General features: G+C 69.5%; 20 protein-coding genes. 12 read left to right on the forward strand and 8 right to left on the reverse strand.

Translation table 11 applies throughout. The features are described from left to right. Positions 1-333, reverse strand: a complete 333-nt coding sequence (locus U5A56_RS10235) for a hypothetical protein (protein WP_321922104.1) — start codon at positions 331-333, stop codon at positions 1-3. On the opposite strand from U5A56_RS10235, the gene U5A56_RS10240 reads away from it, so the two are divergent. Next, positions 332-1,894 (forward strand): class I adenylate-forming enzyme family protein, encoded by a 1,563-nt coding sequence (locus tag U5A56_RS10240; protein ID WP_321922105.1) that lies wholly within the window; start codon positions 332-334, stop codon positions 1,892-1,894. The genes U5A56_RS10235 and U5A56_RS10240 overlap by 2 nt on opposite strands. 46 nt (positions 1,895-1,940) lie before the next feature. On the opposite strand, the gene xerD is transcribed toward U5A56_RS10240, so the two are convergent. From xerD to queG, 3 genes are all read right to left on the reverse strand, one after another. Next, entirely contained in the window at positions 1,941-2,915 is a 975-nt protein-coding gene (gene xerD, locus U5A56_RS10245) for a site-specific tyrosine recombinase XerD (protein ID WP_321922106.1), read from the reverse strand. Continuing rightward, entirely contained in the window at positions 2,915-3,382 is a 468-nt protein-coding gene (locus U5A56_RS10250; RefSeq protein ID WP_321922108.1) for a methylated-DNA--[protein]-cysteine S-methyltransferase, read from the reverse strand. Before U5A56_RS10250 ends, xerD begins: the two co-directional genes overlap by 1 nt. A 63-nt stretch (positions 3,383-3,445) precedes the next feature. Next, entirely contained in the window at positions 3,446-4,681 is a 1,236-nt protein-coding gene (queG, locus tag U5A56_RS10255) for a tRNA epoxyqueuosine(34) reductase QueG (RefSeq protein ID WP_321922110.1), read from the reverse strand. A 17-nt stretch (positions 4,682-4,698) separates the two neighbouring features. On the opposite strand from queG, the gene tsaE reads away from it, so the two are divergent. Further along, the gene (tsaE, locus tag U5A56_RS10260) at positions 4,699-5,250 is read left to right on the forward strand and encodes a tRNA (adenosine(37)-N6)-threonylcarbamoyltransferase complex ATPase subunit type 1 TsaE (protein ID WP_044848561.1); all 552 of its coding nucleotides are present in this window, start codon (positions 4,699-4,701) and stop codon (positions 5,248-5,250) included. Next, the gene (locus U5A56_RS10265) at positions 5,232-6,767 is read left to right on the forward strand and encodes an N-acetylmuramoyl-L-alanine amidase (protein WP_044848560.1); all 1,536 of its coding nucleotides are present in this window, start codon (positions 5,232-5,234) and stop codon (positions 6,765-6,767) included. Before tsaE ends, U5A56_RS10265 begins: the two co-directional genes overlap by 19 nt. Before the next feature lie 45 nt (positions 6,768-6,812). On the opposite strand, the gene U5A56_RS10270 is transcribed toward U5A56_RS10265, so the two are convergent. Further along, positions 6,813-7,691 (reverse strand): EamA family transporter, encoded by an 879-nt coding sequence (locus tag U5A56_RS10270; RefSeq protein ID WP_185640843.1) that lies wholly within the window; start codon positions 7,689-7,691, stop codon positions 6,813-6,815. A gap of 252 nt (positions 7,692-7,943) precedes the next feature. Here U5A56_RS10270 and U5A56_RS10275 point away from each other — a divergent pair, with 252 nt between their 5' ends. Together U5A56_RS10275 and trxA are read left to right on the forward strand one after the other, a co-directional pair. Beyond that, positions 7,944-8,825, forward strand: coding sequence for a pirin family protein (locus tag U5A56_RS10275; RefSeq protein ID WP_044848558.1), 882 nt, complete (start codon positions 7,944-7,946; stop codon positions 8,823-8,825). A gap of 52 nt (positions 8,826-8,877) precedes the next feature. Continuing rightward, on the forward strand, positions 8,878-9,726 hold the full coding sequence (trxA, locus tag U5A56_RS10280; RefSeq protein WP_044848557.1) for a thioredoxin: 849 nt from the start codon (positions 8,878-8,880) through the stop codon (positions 9,724-9,726). Between the two features lie 102 nt (positions 9,727-9,828). On the opposite strand, the gene tcdA is transcribed toward trxA, so the two are convergent. Beyond that, positions 9,829-10,686 carry a tRNA cyclic N6-threonylcarbamoyladenosine(37) synthase TcdA gene (tcdA, locus tag U5A56_RS10285; protein WP_044848556.1) on the reverse strand — a complete coding sequence of 286 codons (858 nt, stop codon included), beginning with the start codon at positions 10,684-10,686 and terminating at the stop codon, positions 9,829-9,831. Positions 10,687-10,814: 128 nt separating this feature from the next. Between tcdA and pdxH the strand changes: the two genes are divergently transcribed. From pdxH to U5A56_RS10300, 3 genes are all read left to right on the forward strand, one after another. Then, a complete protein-coding gene (gene pdxH, locus U5A56_RS10290; RefSeq protein WP_044848555.1) occupies positions 10,815-11,459 on the forward strand; it encodes a pyridoxamine 5'-phosphate oxidase in 645 nt (214 codons plus the stop codon). Between the two features lie 130 nt (positions 11,460-11,589). Then, entirely contained in the window at positions 11,590-12,810 is a 1,221-nt protein-coding gene (locus U5A56_RS10295) for an SAM-dependent methyltransferase (RefSeq protein ID WP_124486959.1), read from the forward strand. A 23-nt stretch (positions 12,811-12,833) separates the two neighbouring features. Continuing rightward, positions 12,834-14,159 carry a DUF72 domain-containing protein gene (locus U5A56_RS10300; RefSeq protein WP_321922114.1) on the forward strand — a complete coding sequence of 442 codons (1,326 nt, stop codon included), beginning with the start codon at positions 12,834-12,836 and terminating at the stop codon, positions 14,157-14,159. A 45-nt stretch (positions 14,160-14,204) separates the two neighbouring features. Here U5A56_RS10300 and msrA read toward each other — a convergent pair whose 3' ends face one another. Further along, positions 14,205-14,765, reverse strand: coding sequence for a peptide-methionine (S)-S-oxide reductase MsrA (msrA, locus tag U5A56_RS10305; protein ID WP_044844456.1), 561 nt, complete (start codon positions 14,763-14,765; stop codon positions 14,205-14,207). Between the two features lie 563 nt (positions 14,766-15,328). Between msrA and U5A56_RS10310 the strand changes: the two genes are divergently transcribed. From U5A56_RS10310 to U5A56_RS10320, 3 genes are all read left to right on the forward strand, one after another. Next, positions 15,329-16,735: a selenium-binding protein SBP56-related protein gene (locus tag U5A56_RS10310; RefSeq protein ID WP_321922116.1), complete on the forward strand. Its 1,407-nt coding sequence runs from the start codon at positions 15,329-15,331 to the stop codon at positions 16,733-16,735. Then, on the forward strand, positions 16,732-17,397 hold the full coding sequence (locus U5A56_RS10315; RefSeq protein ID WP_321922119.1) for a hypothetical protein: 666 nt from the start codon (positions 16,732-16,734) through the stop codon (positions 17,395-17,397). The genes U5A56_RS10310 and U5A56_RS10315 overlap by 4 nt, the downstream gene beginning before the upstream one ends. A 328-nt stretch (positions 17,398-17,725) precedes the next feature. After that, on the forward strand, positions 17,726-18,235 hold the full coding sequence (locus U5A56_RS10320; protein WP_044844459.1) for a flavin reductase family protein: 510 nt from the start codon (positions 17,726-17,728) through the stop codon (positions 18,233-18,235). Here the strand turns inward: U5A56_RS10320 and U5A56_RS10325 are convergent. After that, positions 18,222-18,722 (reverse strand): Lrp/AsnC family transcriptional regulator, encoded by a 501-nt coding sequence (locus U5A56_RS10325; RefSeq protein WP_044844460.1) that lies wholly within the window; start codon positions 18,720-18,722, stop codon positions 18,222-18,224. The genes U5A56_RS10320 and U5A56_RS10325 overlap by 14 nt on opposite strands. A 130-nt stretch (positions 18,723-18,852) precedes the next feature. On the opposite strand from U5A56_RS10325, the gene kynB reads away from it, so the two are divergent. Then, positions 18,853-19,494, forward strand: a complete 642-nt coding sequence (gene kynB / locus U5A56_RS10330; protein WP_321922121.1) for an arylformamidase — start codon at positions 18,853-18,855, stop codon at positions 19,492-19,494. Positions 19,495-19,501 lie beyond the last annotated feature (7 nt).

The raw sequence follows: 19,501 nt of genomic DNA on the forward strand, positions 1-19,501 counted from the left end.
TTAATGGCGAACGACCGGCGGGCGGGCGGCGTTGCGGCCATCGCATGCATCGCACGCCATTGCACACGAGCGCATCACGCCTTCGCCTTCGCCTTCGCCTTCGCCTTCGCCTTCGCGACAGCGTACCGGGCGCCGGCGGTATACTCGCGGCCCTTTTGTCCCAGGCGAGCGCAGCCGCAGCCGCGTCGAGCCGATCCGCGCCGCACCGGCATCATTGCGGACATCGCGAACCGCTATTGCCCGATTGACCGATTGTGGCGCGCCCGCCGTCATGGCACGATCGTTCGCAAAACTTGCCGCGCCGCCGCCCGGCCCTTCTTCTGGAGACGCCATGTCCTCGCCTGTCCGCTCATCCGCGCCGCTCGACGTCGCGGCACTGCTCGCCGCGCTGCCCGGCCGCATCGCCGACGTGCCCACCCGCTGGGCCGCGCAGGCGCCCGCGCATCCGGCGCTGATCGAGGACGCGCGCCGCGTGTCGTACGGCGAGCTGGCGCGGGCCGTCGATGCGGCCGCCGAGCGGCTCGCGCGCCTCGGCGTGCGCGGCGGCGATCGCGTGATGATCGTCGCGGAAAACAGCGTCGCGCAGATCGTGCTGCTGTTCGCGGCCGCGCGCGTCGACGCTTGGGCGCTCGTGTCGAACGCGCGGCTGTCGGCCGGCGAGCTCGATGCGATCGCCGCGCACGCGCGGCCGAAGCTGATCGCGTTCGCGACGGAAGCATCGCCCGATGCGCGCACGCACGCGGCACGCCACGGCGCGACGCCCGCCGACGCGCTGCCGGTCGACATCGGCGCGTGGTCGTACCGCGTCGACGCGAGCGCGCCCGACGAGCCGGTGTCACCCGATGGCGCCGCGCAGTGCGCGGCGCTGATCTACACGACCGGCACGACGGGTACGCCGAAAGGCGTGATGCTGTCGCACCGCAACCTGCTGTTCATTGCGGCGACGTCGAGCGCGCTGCGCGGCGTGTCGCCCGACGACGTCGTCTATACGGTGCTGCCCGTGTCGCACGTGTACGGGCTCGCGTCAGTCTGCCTCGGCAGCCTGTACGCGGGGGCGACGCTGCGGCTCGCGCCGCGCTTCGCGCCGGAGGCCGTGCGCGTCGCGCTCGCCGACGAAGGCGTGACGATCTTCCAGGGCGTGCCCGCGATGCACGCGAAACTGCTCGAGCACCTGCACACGCACGCGCACGCATCGCGCGCGCCGCGGCTGCGCTTCGCGTATTCGGGCGGCTCGCCGCTCGACGCCGACCTGAAGGCGCGCGTCGAGCGCGTGTACGGCGTGCCGCTGCACAACGGCTACGGCATGACCGAGAGCAGCCCGACGATCACGCAGACGCCGCTCGACGCACCGCGTACCGACTGCTCGGTCGGCGTGCCGATCCCGGGCGTCGAGATGCGGATCGTCGCACCGGACGGCACCGACCTGCCGCCGGGCGAAGTAGGCGAAATCCGCGTGCGCGGGCCGAACGTGATGCTCGGCTACTACCGCAACGCGGACGCGACGCGCGCGGCCGTGTCGCCGGACGGCTGGCTCAGCACCGGCGATCTCGCGCGCCAGGCAGCGGACGGCTCGGTGACGATCGCGGGCCGCAGCAAGGAGCTGATCATCCGCTCGGGCTTCAACGTGTATCCGGTCGAGGTCGAACAGGTGCTGAACGCGCACCCGGACGTCGTGCAGGCGGCCGTCGTCGGCCGTGCGGTCGAGGGCAACGAGGAAGTGCTCGCGTTCGTCGAGCTGGTGCCGCGCGCGGCCGCGACCGAGGCCGCGCTGCAGGCGTGGTGCGCGGAACGACTCGCGCCGTACAAGCGCCCCGCGCGCATCCGCGTGCTCGATGCGCTGCCCGCCGCATCGACGGGCAAAGTGCTGAAGCACAAGCTGCGCGAACTCGCGTGACGCGCGGCGCCGGCCGCATCCCGCGCGTGGGCCGGCGCCCGCCGCACTAGCCGCGCGGGTGGTGTTGCGCGTGCAGCGTCTTCAGCCGCTCGCGCGCGACGTGCGTGTAGATCTGCGTGGTCGAGATGTCGCTGTGGCCGAGCAGCAGCTGCACGACCCGCAGGTCGGCGCCGTGGTTCAGCAGGTGCGTCGCGAACGCGTGGCGCAGCGTATGCGGCGACAGGTGCGCGCGCACATCGGCCTGCTGCGCGTGGCGCTTGATGATGTTCCAGAACTGCTGGCGGGTCATCCCGTCGCCGCGCGCGGTCACGAACAGCGCGTCGGCCGCGCGCGCGCCGAGCAACGCGGGCCGCGCGTCGCGCAGATAGCGTTCGATCCAGCCGTGCGCGACTTCGCCGAACGGCACGAGCCGCTCCTTCGAACCCTTGCCCATCACACGCACGACACCCTCGTTGAGCCCGACCTCGACGGTCTTCAGCGTCACGAGCTCGCTCACGCGCAGCCCGCTCGCATACATCAGCTCGAGCATCGTGCGATCGCGCAGGCCGAGCGGCGTGCCGATGTCGGGCGCGCCGAGCAGCGCTTCGACCTGCGCCTCGGACAGCGTCGACGGAAACCGCGCGGCCTGCTTCGCCGACGTGATCCGCAGCGTCGGGTCCGCGCTCGCGTGACGCTCGCGCACGGCCCAGCCGTAATAGCGCCGGAACACCGACAACCGCCGGTTCGACGATGTTGCCTTGCCGTCGCTGCGCGCGGCGATGTAGCCCGTCACCATCGCTTCGTCGGCCGAGTCGAGCGACGTGCCGTGCGTCGCGGCCAGCCATTGCGAAAACAGCGCCAGGTCGCGCCGGTACGCATCGAGCGTGTTGCGCGCGAGCCCGTGCTCGAGCCACAGCGCATCGCAGAACACGTCGATCGACGCGCGGCTCGCGAGCAGCGCAGGCGATGCGGCGGCCGCGGCATCGCTGGCGTCGGACGCGGAATCGGAATCGGAGTCGGGGGAAAGCAACGGTTCGCTCATCAGTACGGCACGCCTTCATGCGCCAGCAGCCAGCGCTTCACTTTCTGGTAATAGCCATTGTCGTCGTGGTTCGCGAAACCGCCGAGGCCGCCGGCCGCGACGACGCGATGACACGGGATCACGAGCGGGAAATAGTTCGCGCCGCACGCCTGGCCGACCGCGCGCGGCGCGCTGCCGATCCGCTTCGCGACCTGCCCGTAGGTCAGCACCGTGCCCGGCGGAATGTCGCTGATCACGTTCCACACGCGGTGCTGGAATGCACTGCCGACGTCGGCGAGCGGCAGGTCGAAGCGCGCCGACGCGCGCTCGAAATAACGTTCGATCTGCTCGACCGCGCGCTTCGCGAGCGGCGAATCCGGATCGACCGACTTGACCGACTCGGGCAGATAGACGATCTCGCGCACCACCGCGCCATCGGTGCGGATGCCGACCTTGCCGAACGGCGCGTCGACGACTGCGTTGAACATGAACTTCTCCTGACCGGTGAAACACGCGGCGCCGCCGCGCGCCGACGACACTTTACGCCGCCTTCATGCGGCACGCAGCGCCCATTCGACATGCTCGCGCACGACCGGCGACGGATCGTCGGCCCGTGCGCGCAACGCGGCGACGATCGCGGTGCGCGCTTCGGGTGCGAGCCGATCGGCCGGCGCGCGCAACGCATTGCCGAGCCCGACCGCGAGATTGCGCAGCCAGCTTTCGTAACCGATGCGCCGGATCGCGCTGCCCTGCATCCGTGTGTCGAACGCATCGGCGTCCCACGCGAACAGCTCGACGAGCGTCGCGCGGTCGAGCCCGTGCCGCACGTCGAAATCGGCGACGGGCGCGGCCTGCGCGAACTTGTTCCACGGACACACGAGCTGGCAGTCGTCGCAACCGTACACGCGGTTGCCGATCAGCGGCCGCAGCGGCTCCGGAATGCTGCCTTTCAGTTCGATCGTCAGGTACGAGATACAGCGGCGCGCGTCGACGCGATACGGTTCGACGATCGCGCCCGTCGGGCACGCGCCGATGCAGCGCGTGCAGCTGCCGCAGTGCGCGCCGGGCGTCTCGGGCGCGCGCTCGGGCGCCGTTTGCGCGTCGGTCGGCAGCGGCACGTCGACGTAGATTTCGCCGAGGAAGAACAGCGAACCCGCGTCGCGCTGCAGCAACAGCGTGTGCTTGCCGCGCCAGCCGACCCCGGCCTTCTGCGCGAGCTCGACCTCGAGCACCGGCGCCGAATCGGTGAACACGCGGTAGCCGAATGCGCCGATCTCGCGCTCGATGCGCTCCGCGAGCGTCTGCAGCCGGTTGCGCAGCACCTTGTGATAGTCGCGGCCGCGTGCGTAGATCGACACGACGGCCGCCTGCGGATCGTCGAGACGCGCGCGCTCGCGGGCGCGCCAGTCGTGCGGCGCGAGCGCGCCGGATGACGCATCGGGCGCGTCGGCGGCGAGCGTTTCGGCCGGCAGATAGGCGAGCCGCGCGGAAATCACGCGTCGCGTACCGGCCACAAGTTCGGCCGGCCGCGCGCGTTTCGTCCCGTGTTTCGCCATATAATCCATTTCGCCGTGGCACCCGGCTTCCAGCCAGGCGGCGAGGCCTGCTTCGGCATCCGAGAGATCGGTATCGCTGATGCCTATCGCCCCGAAACCCAATTCGCGCCCCCACGCCCTGATGCGCGCGGCGAGCGCAGTCAACGTCGCATCATCGAGCGCGCACGGCGCCGCGCCTTCGGCACGAGTCGAAGGCCTGTCGGATGCGGCGAGTTCCGGTAATCGGTTCATCGCACTATTTTACGAGAATGCCAGCCACGTCCCATACGCCTCATGCCGACACGCTGCCCGCCCCGCTCGCGGAGCGCGTGATCGCACTCGCCGACGAAGCGGCGACCGAGGCCTTCGGCACCCGCTTCGCGCACGCGCTCGACGCGGCGCGCAGCGAACTCGCCCATGCACACGCGTTCAACGGGCTGCAGATCCAGCTGATCGGTGACCTCGGCGCGGGCAAGACGACCCTCGTGCGCGCGATCCTGCGCGGCCTCGGCCACCCGGGGCGCGTGCGCAGCCCGACCTACACGCTGGTCGAACCGTACGCGTTCGCGCGCGACGACGGGGAACTTGAGGTCTATCACTTCGATCTGTATCGATTCAACGATCCGGCCGAATGGTCCGATGCAGGCTTTCGCGAGTATTTCAATTCCAGCGCGATCTGCCTCGTCGAATGGCCGCAGCAGGCGGGCCCCCTGCTCGGCGTGCCCGATCTGGTTTTCTCGCTCGACGTGGATGGCGACGGCCGCGCCCTCACCGTCCGTGCGTACAGCGCTTCAGGAAAGGCATGTCTCGAAAGATGTTGATCAAACCGTTCCGCTCGATCGAATCGGCGGCCACCGCCACGCACAACTGGCGGCGCCGCCAGATCCTGTGCGCGGGCGCGTCGACGCTGGTGCTCGGCCTCGTCGCGCCGCGGCTCGCGCACGCGTCGTCGGTGCTCGGCGTGCGTGTATGGCCCGCGCGCGATTACACGCGCGTCACGATCGAATCCGACCAGCCGCTGCAGAATAGCCAACAGCTGCTGCAGGGTCCCGACCGGCTCGTCGTCGACCTGAACGGGCTCGATCTCGACCAGGCGCTGCGCGACCTCGTGTCGAAGATCGCGCCGAACGATCCGCAGATCCAGTCGGTGCGCGTCGGCCAGTATCAGCCGCACGTGGTGCGGATGGTGTTCGACCTGAAAGGCTCGGTGAAGCCGCAGGTGTTCACGCTGCCGCCGGTCGGCACCTACAAGTACCGGCTCGTGTTCGACCTGTATCCGGCCGTCGCGCCCGATCCGCTGACCGACCTGATCGCGCAGACGGAACGCAAGGAACAGGCGCTCAACGACACCGCGCGCGCGCAGCAGGTGCAGCCGCCGAGCGCGCTGAACGGGCCGGCGACGCCGCCCGTCGCGGGCAACGACAACAGCGACGCGTTCTTCCAGCGCTTCGCGCAGAACACGCCGGCCGCACCGCGCACGCCGCCGGCCGCCGCAACGCCGTCTTCGCCCGCCACGCCCGCGAAGCCGGCCGTCAAGCCGCCGCCCGTCATCGCGCGCCGCGACGACAGCGAGGACGACGGCGACACCTACAAGTTCACCGCGCCGAAATCCGGCAAGGGCGGCACCGTGCGCCTGCTGACGGTCGCGATCGACCCGGGCCACGGCGGCGAGGATCCGGGCGCGATCGGCGGCGGCGGCACGTACGAGAAGCACGTCGCGCTCGACATCGCGAAGAAGCTGCGCGCGAAGATCGACGGCGCGCCGAACATGCGCGCGATGATGACGCGCGACGCCGACTTCTTCGTGCCGCTGAACGTGCGCGTGCAGAAGGCGCGCCGCGTCGGCGCGGACCTGTTCGTGTCGATCCACGCCGATGCGTTCACGACGCCGTCCGCGCGCGGCTCGTCGGTGTTCGCGCTGTCCGACCACGGCGCGTCGAGCGCCGCGGCGCGCTGGCTCGCGAACAAGGAGAACTCGTCCGACCTGATCGGCGGCATCAACATCAAGACGCAGGACGCGGCAGTCAGCCGCGCGCTGTTCGACATGTCGACGACCGCGCAGATCCGCGATTCGCTGCGCTACGGCAACTACGTGCTGAAGGAAGTCGGCGGCATCAACAAGCTGCACAAGGGCTCGGTCGAGCAGGCCGGGTTCGCGGTGCTGAAGGCGCCCGACATTCCGTCGATCCTCGTCGAGACGGCGTTCATCAGCAATCCGGAAGAGGAAAGCCGGCTGAACGACGACAGCTATCGCGACCAGATGGCCGACGCGATCTTCCGCGGCATCAAGCGTTACTTCGCCGCGAATCCGCCGCTCGCGAAGAGCCGGATGGCCTGACCGGCCACCCTTCCCCGCCGCCGGCACGCGCTGCGTGCCGGCGCGTCACGACGCCGCGAAGCGGCGCGCGAGCTTCCCGCCGAACACGTTCACCGCGAGCCCGCCCATCACGAGCGCGGCGCCGATCAGCTGCGCGTCCGTCAGATGCTCGTCGAGCAGCAGCGCCGACGACGCGAGCCCGACGATCGGCACCAGCAGCGAGAACTGCGCGACCTGGGCGGCCGGATAACGCGACATCAGGCGGCTCCACAAGCCGTAGCCGAGCAGCGTCGCGACGAACGCGAGATAGACGACCGCGAAGATCGACGCGCCGTTCAGCCCGAGCAGCGCGGCCTCGATCCGCTGCGGCCCCTCGAACCACAGCGACAGCAGGAAGAACGGCACCGGCGGCACGAGGCTCGCCCACACGACGAGCGACACCAGGTTGGCCTTGCCCAGCTTCTTCGTGACGATATTGCCGAACGCCCACATCGCGGCCGAGCAGAGGGTCAGCAGGAAGCCCGCGAGCGTCATCGCGCGGCCGCCCTGCGCAGCGATCACGACGAGTCCGGCCGCGGCGACCGCGAGCCCGACCAGGCTCTGCACGCGCAGCCGCTCGCCGAGGAACAGCATCGCGAACACCAGCGTGAAGAATGCCTGCGACTGCAGCACGAGCGACGCGAGGCCGGCCGGCATGCCGACGTACATGCCGGTAAACAGGAGCACGAACTGGCCGAGCTGGATCGTCGCGCCGTACAGGATCAGCATGCGCCACGGAATCTGCGGCCGGCGCACGAAGAACACCGCGGGCACCGCGGCGAGCGTGAAGCGCAGCGCGCCGAGCAGCATCGGCGGCATGCCGTGCAGGCCGACCTTGATCACGACGAAGTTCACGCCCCACGCCAGGATCACGACCAGCGCGAGCAGCAAGTCCTTCGGGGCCATCATCGGCGTCTCCTCGATTTTGTCGGATGGTTTCCTGAACGCCGCTCAGTCTACCGAATTTCGCCACGCGACCCGATACCCGCGCGGCGCACATGGAATCGGCGCCAGGCACGGCGACGTGGCCGCGCCGCACGACGCGTGCCTGCCCCGCGGCCGCATCGCGCGGCGGACATCCGACTGCCCGTTGCACGCGTGGCCGCCGTGCCGCCAGTACAATGACCGGCATTCCTGCCGTTCCCCACGAGGCCCGCCATGACCGATCCGATCAAAGCCCTGCTGAAGCCGCACATCCGCGACATCGGCAACCTGCAGGTGCGCCGCACGCTGCCCGCGCTCGCCGCACGCCTCGTCGGCCCGTTCATCTTCTTCGATCACATGGGGCCCGCGACGCTGCCGGCCGGCACCGGGCTTGACGTGCGCCCGCACCCGCATATCGGGCTCGCCACCGTCACCTACCTGTTCGACGGCGCGATCCTGCACCGCGACAGCCTCGGCTCGCTGCAGGAGATCGTGCCGGGCGACGTGAACTGGATGACGGCCGGCCGCGGCATCGTCCACTCGGAGCGCACGCCCGACGCGCAGCGCGCGAGCGGCCACACGGTGCACGGGATCCAGACCTGGGTCGCGCTGCCGGTTGCCCACGAGACCACCGAGCCGTCGTTCGAGCACCATGCGGCCGACACGCTGCCCAAGCGCGACGAGAACGGCGTGTCGCTCACGGTGATCGCCGGCGACGCGTTCGGCCTGCGCTCGCCCGTCACGACGTTCTCGCGCACGCTGTACGTCGCCGCCGAATTCGCGGCCGGCGGCCGCCTCGAACTCGACGCATCGCACGAGGAACGCGCGGTCTACGTGGTCGACGGCGACCTGTCGATCGACGGCACGCCGGTGCCGGCCGAGCAGATGGCCGTGCTCGCACCGGGCGCCACCGTCACGCTCGCGAGCGGCAACGGCGCGCGCGCGATGCTGCTGGGCGGCGACAAGATCGACGGCGAGCGCTTCATCGAATGGAACTTCGTCGCCAGCAGCCGCGACGCGATCGAGCGCGCGAAACGGGCGTGGACGAACCAGGAAATGGGCAAGGTGCCCGGCGAAACCGAGTGGATTCCGCTGCCCGAGTCGAAGCCGCGTTGAAAAAGGGGCACGCCGCCCCCATCCTGACGACATTCGAACCGAAGAGAACGACATGGACACCACGCTTGCCACTTTCGAGAAAGACGTCATCGAGGCGTCGCTGGACACGCCCGTGCTGGTCGACTTCTGGGCGCCGTGGTGCGGCCCCTGCAAGACGCTCGGTCCGCTGCTCGAAAAGCTCGAAGCCGACTACGAAGGCCGCTGGAAGCTCGTGAAGGTGAACGTGGACGAGAACCAGGAGCTCGCCGCGCACTTCCAGACGCGCAGCATCCCGCACGTGATCGCGTTCGCCGACGGGCGCCCGGTCGACCAGTTCATCGGCGTGCTGCCGGAAGGCCAGTTGCGCGCGTTCCTCGACCGGCTGCTGCCCGCGCCCGACGAAGCCGAGCGCCGCGCCGCACAATACGCGATCGCCGAATCGCGCTACGACGATGCGATCACCCACCTCGAAGCGGCGCTCGCGCTGAACCCCGGCTTCGACGACGCGCGGCTCGACCTGATCGAACTGCTGCTCGCGAACAACCAGGTGGACGCCGCACGCGCCGAGGCCGAACGCCTGTCGCCGCAGACCGTGCAGGGCACCGATCCGCGCTACCAGGCGATCAAGACCCGTTTCGATGCGCTCGACGCGACGGCCGACCTGCCGCCGACCGACGCGCTCGAGGCGCGTATCGCGGCGAACCCCGCCGATCTCGACGCACGCTTCGACCTCGCGCAGAGCCTGATCGCGCGCCGCGCGTACGAAGGCGCGCTCGAGCAGTTGCTGGAAATCGTGCTGCGCGACCGCGCGTATGGCGACGACCTCGGCCGCCGTACGATGATCTCGGTGTTCGAGCTGGCGGGCGATCGCCCGGAACTCGTCGCCGCGTGGCGGCGCAAGCTGAGCATGGCGCTCAACTGACGAACCACCGGCCGGGCCGCGATGGCCTGGCCCACTCGCCTCGTCGCGCGCGGCCGGTCCGCCGCGCCGCAACATTCCTTGACGCGTCGCTCGACGCCCCGATCAACCCGCGGCCCGCGCCGCGATCGCCCGCAACGCATGCGCGGCGGCCGCGAAACCGAAGCTCGCGGTCACGCACACGCTCGAACCGAACCCCGCGCAGTTGAGCCCCGCGACATGCGCGGCGGTCGACGGCTCCGCGCCATCCTCGATGTCGCACGCGGCCGCTTCCGGATAGATCAGCGGCTCGTCCGAATACACGGCGCTGACCTTGAAGCGCGCCTTCGGCCCGCGCGGAAAGCCGTGCTGCTTGCGCAACTGCGCACGCACCTTCGACAGCAGCGGATCCTGGATCGTCAGCGCGAGATCGTCGATGCGGATGCGCGTCGGGTCAAGCTGCCCGCCTGCGCCGCCGACCGTGACGAGCGGCTGCCCTTTCGCGACGCACCACGCGATCAGCGCGACCTTCGTGCGCACGCTGTCGATCGCGTCGATCACGTAGTCGAAGCCGCCGCCGAGCAGCGCGTCGAAGTTGTCGGGTTCCGCGAAATCCTCGATCCGGTTCACGCGGCACGCGGGATCGATCAGCGCGATCCGCTCGGCCATCGCGTCGACCTTCGGCTTGCCGTAATTGCCGTCGAGCGCGTGGATCTGCCGGTTCGTATTGCTTTCGGCGACGTTGTCGAGATCGATCAGCGTCAGCGTGCCGATCGCGCTGCGCGCGAGCGCCTCGGCCGTCCACGACCCGACGCCGCCGATGCCGATCACGGCCACGTGCGCGCCCTCGAACGCGGCCAGCGCCGGGGCGCCGTACAGCCGCGCGATGCCGCCGAAGCGGCGCTCGCGATCCACGTCAAGCTGGATTGTCGGGGTCGGGGTAAGATCAGAGGAACTGAGCGGGGCGGTGTCGGCAGCGGACATGGCAGCAAGGAAAACGTAAGTCGAGCAGCCCTCTATTTTGCCTGAACTCCCCGCCGGCACGCGCCACTGTGCACGCACGATTCTCGCGCGTTCGCTATACTGGCCCCAGATTGAAGCGTTTGCATAACATGACGACTCTCGCCGATCTCCGCATCAACTATTCGCGTGCTTCGCTCGACGAAGCCGATGCCGCCCCCGACCCCTTCGCCCAGTTCGATCGCTGGTTCAAGGAGGCGCTCGCCGCCAAGCTCCCCGAGCCCAATACGATGACGCTCGCCACCGTCGGCGACGACGGCCGGCCGTCGGCACGCATCGTGCTCATCAAGGCTGTCGACGAACGCGGGTTCGTCTTCTTTACCAATTACGAAAGCCGCAAGGGGCGCGACCTCGCCGCCCATCCGTACGCGGCACTGCTGTTCTACTGGATCGAGCTCGAGCGCCAGGTGCGCATCGAGGGCCGGATCGAAAAGACCAGCGCCGACGAAAGCGACCGCTATTTCGCGTCGCGCCCGCTCGGCTCGCGCATCGGTGCGTGGGCGTCCGAGCAGAGCGCCGTGATCGACAGCCGCGCGACGCTCGAAGCGCGCGAGAAGGACGTGGCCGAACGCTACGGCGAGAACCCGCCGCGCCCGCCGCACTGGGGCGGCTATCGCGTCGTGCCCGACGCGATCGAGTTCTGGCAGGGCCGCCCGTCGCGGCTGCACGACCGCCTGCTCTATACGCGCGACGCCGCTGCGGCGTCGGGCTGGACGATCTCGCGCCTGTCGCCGTAAGCCGAACCGCGGCCGCGGTGCCGCTCGCCGGTCGTGTCTCGTGTTGCATCCGGGCGCCCGCCTCGCAGGAGGCGGGCGCCGGTCAAGATACTTGGCTGTATTCGATTCAACGAACAAACGGAGAATCCAAATGTTCTGGGAAAAGAAGCTGGCACAGTGGGCGGACGAAGTACGGGCGAAAGCGAACATACCGGCGCGCCTCGTGCTGTGGAACGGCGATCAACTCGATTTCGGCACCTTCAGCGCACCGCAGGTCACGCTGAAGGTCAACAGCGCGTCGGCGCTGCCGCTCTTGCTCGAACCGAGCCTCGACAATCTCGGCGAGGCGTACGTGAAGGGCAAGATCGACATCGAAGGCCGGCTGTCGGACATCATCAACATCAGCTATTCGCTCGCGCGCAGCACGGTCACGAGCGCGAGCAAGCTCGCGCGCGTGAAGCGCTACTTCAATCACACGAAGAACACCGACCGGAAGGCGATCCAGTATCACTACGACGTCTCGAACGAGTTCTACCAGCTGTGGCTCGACGAGAACATGGTGTACTCGTGCGCGTACTTCGAGAACGGCGACGAGGATCTCGCGACCGCGCAGATCAAGAAGATCGACCACATCCTGACCAAGATCCAGCTCGAGCCCGGCCAGCGCCTGCTCGACATCGGCTGCGGCTGGGGCGCGCTCGTGCTGCGCGCCGCGCAGAAGTTCGGCGCGACGTGCCTGGGCGTGACGCTGTCGCAGAACCAGTTCGATCTCGCGACCGCGCGCGTGAAGGCCGCGGGGCTCGAGGACAAGATCGAGATCCGCCTGCAGGACTACCGCGAGATCGACGGGCAGTTCGACCGCATCACGAGCGTCGGGATGTTCGAGCACGTCGGCCGCAAGAACCTGCCGCTCTATTTCTCGCGCGTGCACGACCTGCTGACCGACGACGGCATCGCGATGAACCACGGGATCACGTCGACCGACGCGGAAAGCGGCGAAACGGCGCTCGGCGGCGGCGAATTCATCGACCGCTACGTGTTCCCGGACGGCGAGCTGCCGCACATCAGCCTCGCGCTCGAAGCGGCGCAGCGCGGCGGTCTCGAGGCGATTGACGTCGAAAGCCTGCGGCGGCACTATGCGCGCACGCTCGACATCTGGACCGAGAACTTCGAGGCGAAGGCGGACCAGGCGCGCGCGCTCGTCGACGACGAGAAATTCCGCATCTGGCGCGTGTACCTCGCCGGTTGCGCGTATGCGTTCGAGCACGACGACGTGTCGATCTTCCAGATCGTGTGCCGCAAGGCCGGACGCAGCGCGAAAACGCTGCCGTGGTCGCGGCGCTACATGTACGAACACACGCTGCCGCGCTAGGCGGCACTTCACGCTGGGCATGCATGGGTGACGGCAGGACGCGGCGCAACACGCCGCCGCAACGACAGCAGCGCGACGAACCGGACGGATCGCACGCCGACGGGCAGTTCGACCTGTTCGGCGGCGCGTCGCCCGACGGCGCACGCGCGGCTGCGCCCGCGGACGCCGACAACGCTGCAGGCGCCGGCGAACGCGTGACGCCGGACGAGCACGACACTGCGCGGCCGGCAAAGTCGCCCGCGCGCCCCGGCCGTGCATCGCCCCGCCCTTGCGCCGACCAGGAACCGGCGGAAGCGCCCCCTGCCTCGGGCCTGCTGTGGGACGAACCGTCTCCACCGGCCGCGCCGCCGAAGAAAAGCCGGCGCCGGCGCGGCGTGCCGCCCGCCCCGGTTTCCGCGGAAGTCGCCGCCGCCGCGGCCGCGCTGCCGCCCAATGTGCGGCTCGGCACGTCGTCGTGGTATTTCCCCGGCTGGGACGGCATCGTCTACGACGGCGATTTCGCGCAGACGAAGCTGTCGCGCGAAGGGCTCGAGGCGTACGGCGCGCATCCGCTGCTGAAGAGCGTGAGCCTCGACCGCTCGTTCTACGGGCCGCTGTCGGTGGCCGATTACCTGCGCTACGCGCAACAGGTGCCGGACGACTTCCGCTTCGTCGTGAAGGCGCCGGCGTCCGTCACCGACGCGGTCGTGCGCGGCAGGCGCGGCGAGCCGTCGGGCCCGAACCCGACCTTCCTCGACGCGCAGCTCGCCACCCGGGAATTCGTGCAGCCGTGCCTCGAAGGGCTCGGCCGGAAGGCCGGCGTGCTGGTGTTCCAGTTCTCGCCGATGCCCGATCAACTGCTCGCCGAGCCGGCCGCGCTGATCGACCGGCTGTCGGCATTCTTCGCGGCATTGCCGCCGCTGCCGCCGGACGCCGACGGCACGCGCTACGCGATCGAGATCCGCGACGCGAGCCTGCTCACGCCGCGCTTCATCCGCGCGCTCGCGGCGCTCGGCGTGCGCTACTGCGTCGGCCTGCACGCGCGGATGCCCGACCCGCTGCGCCAGGCGGCCGCGCTCGCGCTGCTCGACGGCGATGCGCCGGGCCCGCTGATCGTGCGCTGGAGCCTGCATGGCGGGTTCAAGTACGAACAGGCGAAAGCGAAATACGAGCCGTTCGACAAGCTCGTCGACGAGGACCCGGCCACGCGCGCGGCGCTCGCCGAGCTGGCCGCGCGCTACGCGCTGGCCGGACAGCCGGTGATCATCACGATCAACAACAAGGCGGAAGGCTCCGCGCCGCTGTCGTGCCTCGCGCTCGCGCGCGAGATCGCCGCCGCGTGCGCGCACTGGCGCAGCGAGGCGGCGTAGGGGTCGCGGCGCGGGTGCCCGCGCCGCTTGCGGCTGACGCGTCGATTACGCGCCGCGCTGCGACTTCAGCCGGTGCGAGAACTTCTGGCGGAATTTCGCGAGCTTCGGCCCGATCACGACCGAGCAGTAGCCCTGCCCCGGATTGCGTGCGTAATAGTTCTGATGATAGTCCTCGGCCGGCCAGTAGTTGCCGTCGAGCGGCACGACCTGCGTGACGATCGGCTGCCCGAACACCTGCTCGCGCTCCAGTTCGCGGATCACGTCGAGCGCGACGTCGCGCTGCGCGTCGGAATGCGTAAACACGACCGACCGGTATTGCGTGCCGACGTCGTTGCCCTGCCGGTTCAGCTGGGTCGGATCGTGCGTCGCGAAGAAGATCTCTAGGATCTCGCGATAACCGATGCGCGCCGGATCGAACGTCACGTTCACGACCTCCGCGTGACCGGTGTCGCCGTCGCAGACGTCGCGATAGCCGGGATTGCGCGTATGGCCGCCCGCATAGCCCGACTGGACGGCCGTCACGCCGTCGACGTCCAGAAACACGGCCTCCGTGCACCAGAAGCACCCGCCGCCCACAGTCGCGGTTTCAAGCATCTCGTTCACCATGAAATCAGTACCTCGTTGAAGACGGCGGCCGGCACGCGGGCGCGTGCCGGCGCCGCCGGTCCTTATCGTCGCTGCCCGGTTGCCCGGCGCGCAGCGGCAGCGTTCAAGTATCTCACTCGCGCGCGAATCCGGCAGAACCGCATGCGCGCCGCGCGCCACCGGCTGCGCGTTTCTCGACTACACTTAGGCACGCTTCGCCGCGACGGCACACCGTCCGGCCGCACGCAGCGTCCGATGCATGCCCGCCCTGATGCCAACAACATCTGCCGGAACATCGATATGCACGCCTCAGCAGAAATCACCCGCATGACGGGCCTAACCGCCGGTGCCCCGCGCGCCGTCGCCTTCACCGCACCCTCGCGTCACCGTACGCCCGTTGCGCCGCCTGCGCGACGATCCGGCGCGCCGCGTTTCCCCGCTTTCTCGACCTGATGCACCGCACCGCGCGTCCTGCAATCGCGCGCCACCGCCTGTGCATTCCCGTCACGCAACCTGTTCGACCCGCACGCCCGCAGTGAACGGCCGTGCGCCCGTGATCCGATACAACCGAGAGAGGCACCACGATGAGCATGCGGCCTGACCCGACCTTTCACGCTTCGCCGGAACTTGCGATGCAGGCGCCGGCGGAGGAATTTGCCTATACGTTGTTGCTGAGCCCCGATTTTTCCAGGCCCGACGCGCTCGCCGTGATCGACGTGAAACCCGGCTCGGCGACCTACGGCAAGATCGTGCACACGGTGACGATGCCGAACACCGGCGACGAATTCCACCACTTCGGCTGGAATGCATGCTCGTCGTCGCTGTCGCCGCTGACCGGTCACGCGTTTCTCGAGCGCCGCTTCCTGATCATCCCGGGCCTGCGCTCGTCGCGGATCTACGTGATCGACACGAAGCCGCACCCGACGCAGGCGCGCATCCACAAGATCATCGAGCCCGGCGAGGTGTTCGCGAAGACCGGCTATTCGCGGCCGCACACGGTTCATTGCGGCCCCGAGGGCATCTACGTGAGCACGCTCGGCGGCGCGGGCGCGGACGGCACCGACGGCGCGCCCGGCATCTTCATCATGGACTGCGAGACCTTCGACGTGCTCGGCCGCTGGGAAATCGACCGCGGCCCGCAGGACAAGCATTACGACTTCTGGTGGAACCTGCCGCGCGACTACATGGTGTCGAGCGAATGGGCGCTGCCGCCGCAATTCGAGAACGGCATCGTGCCGGAAGACCTGCTCGCGAACCGCTACGGCCACCGGCTGCATTTCTGGGACCTGCGCGCGCGGCGCAACGTGCAGACGATCGATCTCGGCGCGCAGCACCAGATGGCGCTCGAAGTGCGGCCCGCGCACGATCCGGTGCGCGAATACGGGTTCGTCGGCGTCGTGGTCGACACGACCAATCTCGAAGGGTCGATCTGGACCTGGTGGCGCGAGGACGGCCAGTTCCATGTGGAGAAGACCGCGACGATTCCGCCCGAGCCGGCCGCCGCCGACGAACTGCCGCCGCTGCTCCAGGGATTCGGCGCGGTGCCGCCGCTCGTGACCGACATCGACCTGTCGCTCGACGACCGCTTCCTGTATGTGTCGTGCTGGGGCACGGGCGAGATGCGTCAGTACGACGTGTCGGATCCGCGTCACCCGGTGCTCGCCGGGTCGGTGCGCATCGGCGGGATCGTGCGCCGCGCGCCGCACTCGAACGGCCGCGCGTTCGCCGGCGGCCCGCAGATGGTGGAAATCAGCCGCGACGGCCGGCGCGTGTACTGGACCAACTCGCTCTACTCGACGTGGGACGACCAGTTCTATCCGGACGGCGTGCCGGCCGCGCAGGTGCTCGCGCATGCGGGGCCGGACGGCGGGCTGACGCTCGCCGACGACTACTGGGTCGAGTTCCCCGACGGCTATCGCGCGCACCAGATCCGGCTGGAAGGCGGCGACTGCTCGACCGACTCGTTCTGCTATCCGTCGGTCAAGCGTTGAGCGCCGGCCTCTCCGCGCCGCTCGCGCTGTGGGCGGCCGTGCTCGCGAGCGGCGTCTATCACGGGCTCAATCCGGCGATGGGCTGGCCGCTCGCGGTGTCGAACGCGTTGATGACGCGCCGCGGCGGCGCGCTCGTCGCGGCGCTCGGCTATCTCGCGCTCGGCCATGCGCTCGCGGTATTCATGGTGATGCTGCCGTTCGGGCTGCTCGCCGCGATGCTCGCGTGGCAGACGGCGATCCGGATCGGCGCGAGCGCGCTCGTGATCGGCTTCGGCGCGGTGCTGCTGATTCGGCGGCGCCACCCGCGTGCGCTCGCGCGGATTCCGCCCGCGCGGCTCGGGCTGTGGTCGTTCGCGGTCGCGCTCGCGCACGGCGCCGGGCTGATGCTGGTGCCGATCTATCTGGGGCTTTGCGGGCTCGACACGGACGCCGGCGATCGCGCGGCGGCCACGCTCGTCGACGCGCATCTCGGGATGGCGCTCGTCGTCGCGGCCGTGCACGCGGCCGCGATGATCGGCACGGGCGGCGTGCTCGCGTGGCTCGTGTACCGCTATCTCGGGCTGAAGTTCGTCGCGCGGAGCTGGTTCAACCTCGATGCGGTGTGGGCGTCGAGCCTGATCCTGACGGGTGCGCTGTCGCTCGGGCTGGCGGCGGCGCGGTAGCGCACGCGCGATGGCTGCCGCGGCGGTCGCGCGTGATGCATCGCATGGCGGATGGCCTGCCGCATGGGCGGGCCACCGACCGCGCGCGATAAAACACGCCTGAAACGCCGCCGCCGGCCCGATCGCGGCGCCGCGCGACTGTGTTCGCTACCTCACGCTGGCCCCGCAATGCACCGTCCGCACGGGCCCGGCGGTCGCGATTCCGCTAAAATCGCGCCATGCGCACCACTTCCCGACCGACCGCCCTGGCCTTGCCGCCTTTCGTCCGCCGCGCCTCCCGCACCCGCCGCGCGCCGCGCCTGTCCGTTTCGATCCGGATGGCCGCCCGATGAAGCATGCCACCCCGCCCGATTTCGACTCGGCCGCCTTTCGCCAGGCGCTCGGCCAGTTCGCGACCGGCGTCACGGTCATCACGACGCGTGCGCCGTCCGGGCAGCTGATCGGCATCACCGCGAGCTCGTTCAACTCGGTGTCGCTCGATCCGCCGCTCGTGCTGTGGAGCCTCGCGCACAAATCGGCGTCGACGCCGGTGTTCCGCAGCAACAGCCATTACGTGGTGAACGTGCTCGCGGCGTCGCAGCTCGACCTGTGCAAGCGCTTCTCGACCTACAAGGGCGACCGCTTCGAAGGGATCGCGCACGCGGCCGGCAACTCGGGCATGCCGGTGCTCGACGGTGCGCTCGCGTGGTTCGAATGCCACAACCGCAGCCGCTACGACGAAGGCGACCATGTGATCTTCGTCGGCGAAGTGGAACGCTGCGGCGTGCGTGCCGTGTCGGATGCCGCTCCGCCGCTCGTGTTCCACGGCGGCGGCTTCCACGGCCTCACACCGCTTTGATCGCCCCCATGCGGGCCAGCCCGACCGGCGCGCCCGCTTCGTCCTTCAGCGTCTGCAGCACGATGTTCGAACGGATGTCCATCACGCCCGGCGCCTTGTAGAGCCGGTTCAGCACGAAATCCGAATAGTGCTTGAGGTTGTGCGCGAGCACGCGCAGCAGGTAGTGGCTCTCGCCCGTCACGACGAACGCGCCGACCACCTCCGGCCATTCGCGCAGCGCCTCCGCGAAGCGCTCGTGCCATTGATTCTCTTCGTTGCGCATCGACACCTGCACGAACGCCTCGAGCTCGAAGCCGAGCTTCTCGCGGCTCAGGCACGCGCGATAGTGCTCGATCACGCCCTGCTCCTCGAGCAGGCGCATCCGGCGCAGACAGGCGGATGGCGAAAGCGAGATGCGCTCCGCCAGATCGAGATTGCTGATTCTGCCCTCTTCCTGCAGGACCGCCAGAATCCGGCAGTCGGTGGCATCGAGCGTGATCGCGTGCATTTTTGGTCCCCGTTTTCCCTCTGAGTCGAATTATCTGCCAATCGGGCGGATTGTCCATGTTTATTTCGCAAGCACTTTCTGCGAGCGTCCACCTATCATTCGAAGCATCGATTCACCGACTCGTCATGCCATGGACACACTCTGGGACATCTCGCCGCCCGTCAGCCCCGCCACCCCCGTGTGGCCGGGCGACACGCCGGTTTCCGTCGAACGCGTCTGGCGGATGGAGGCCGGCTCGCCGGTCAACGTCGCGCGCCTGACGCTGTCGCCGCATACCGGCGCGCACTGCGACGCGCCGCTCCACTACGACGCCGACGGCGCGCCGATCGGCGCGGTGCCGCTCGACACCTATCTCGGCCCGTGCCGCGTGATCCACTGCATCGGCGCGTCGCCGGTCGTGCGCCCGGCCGACCTCGAGACCGCGCTCGCCGGCGTGCCGCCGCGCGTGCTGCTGCGCACCTATGCGCGCGCCAGCGTCGCGCAATGGGACAGCGGCTTCTGCGCGGTCGCGCCCGAGACCGTCGACCTGCTCGCCGCGCACGGCGTCAAGCTGATCGGCATCGATACGCCGTCGCTCGACCCGCAGGAATCGAAGACCATGGATGCGCATCACCGCGTGCGCACGCACCGGATGGCGATCCTCGAAGGGATCGTGCTCGACGACGTGCCGCCCGGCGACTACGAACTGATCGCGCTGCCGCTGAAGTTCGCGACGCTCGACGCGAGCCCCGTGCGTGCGGTGCTGCGCGCGCTGCCCGGCCGGTCCTCCTGATTCATCC

Origin of the sequence: Burkholderia sp. BCC1998 (assembly GCF_905339875.1) — a bacterium.
GTDB lineage: Bacteria > Pseudomonadota > Gammaproteobacteria > Burkholderiales > Burkholderiaceae > Burkholderia.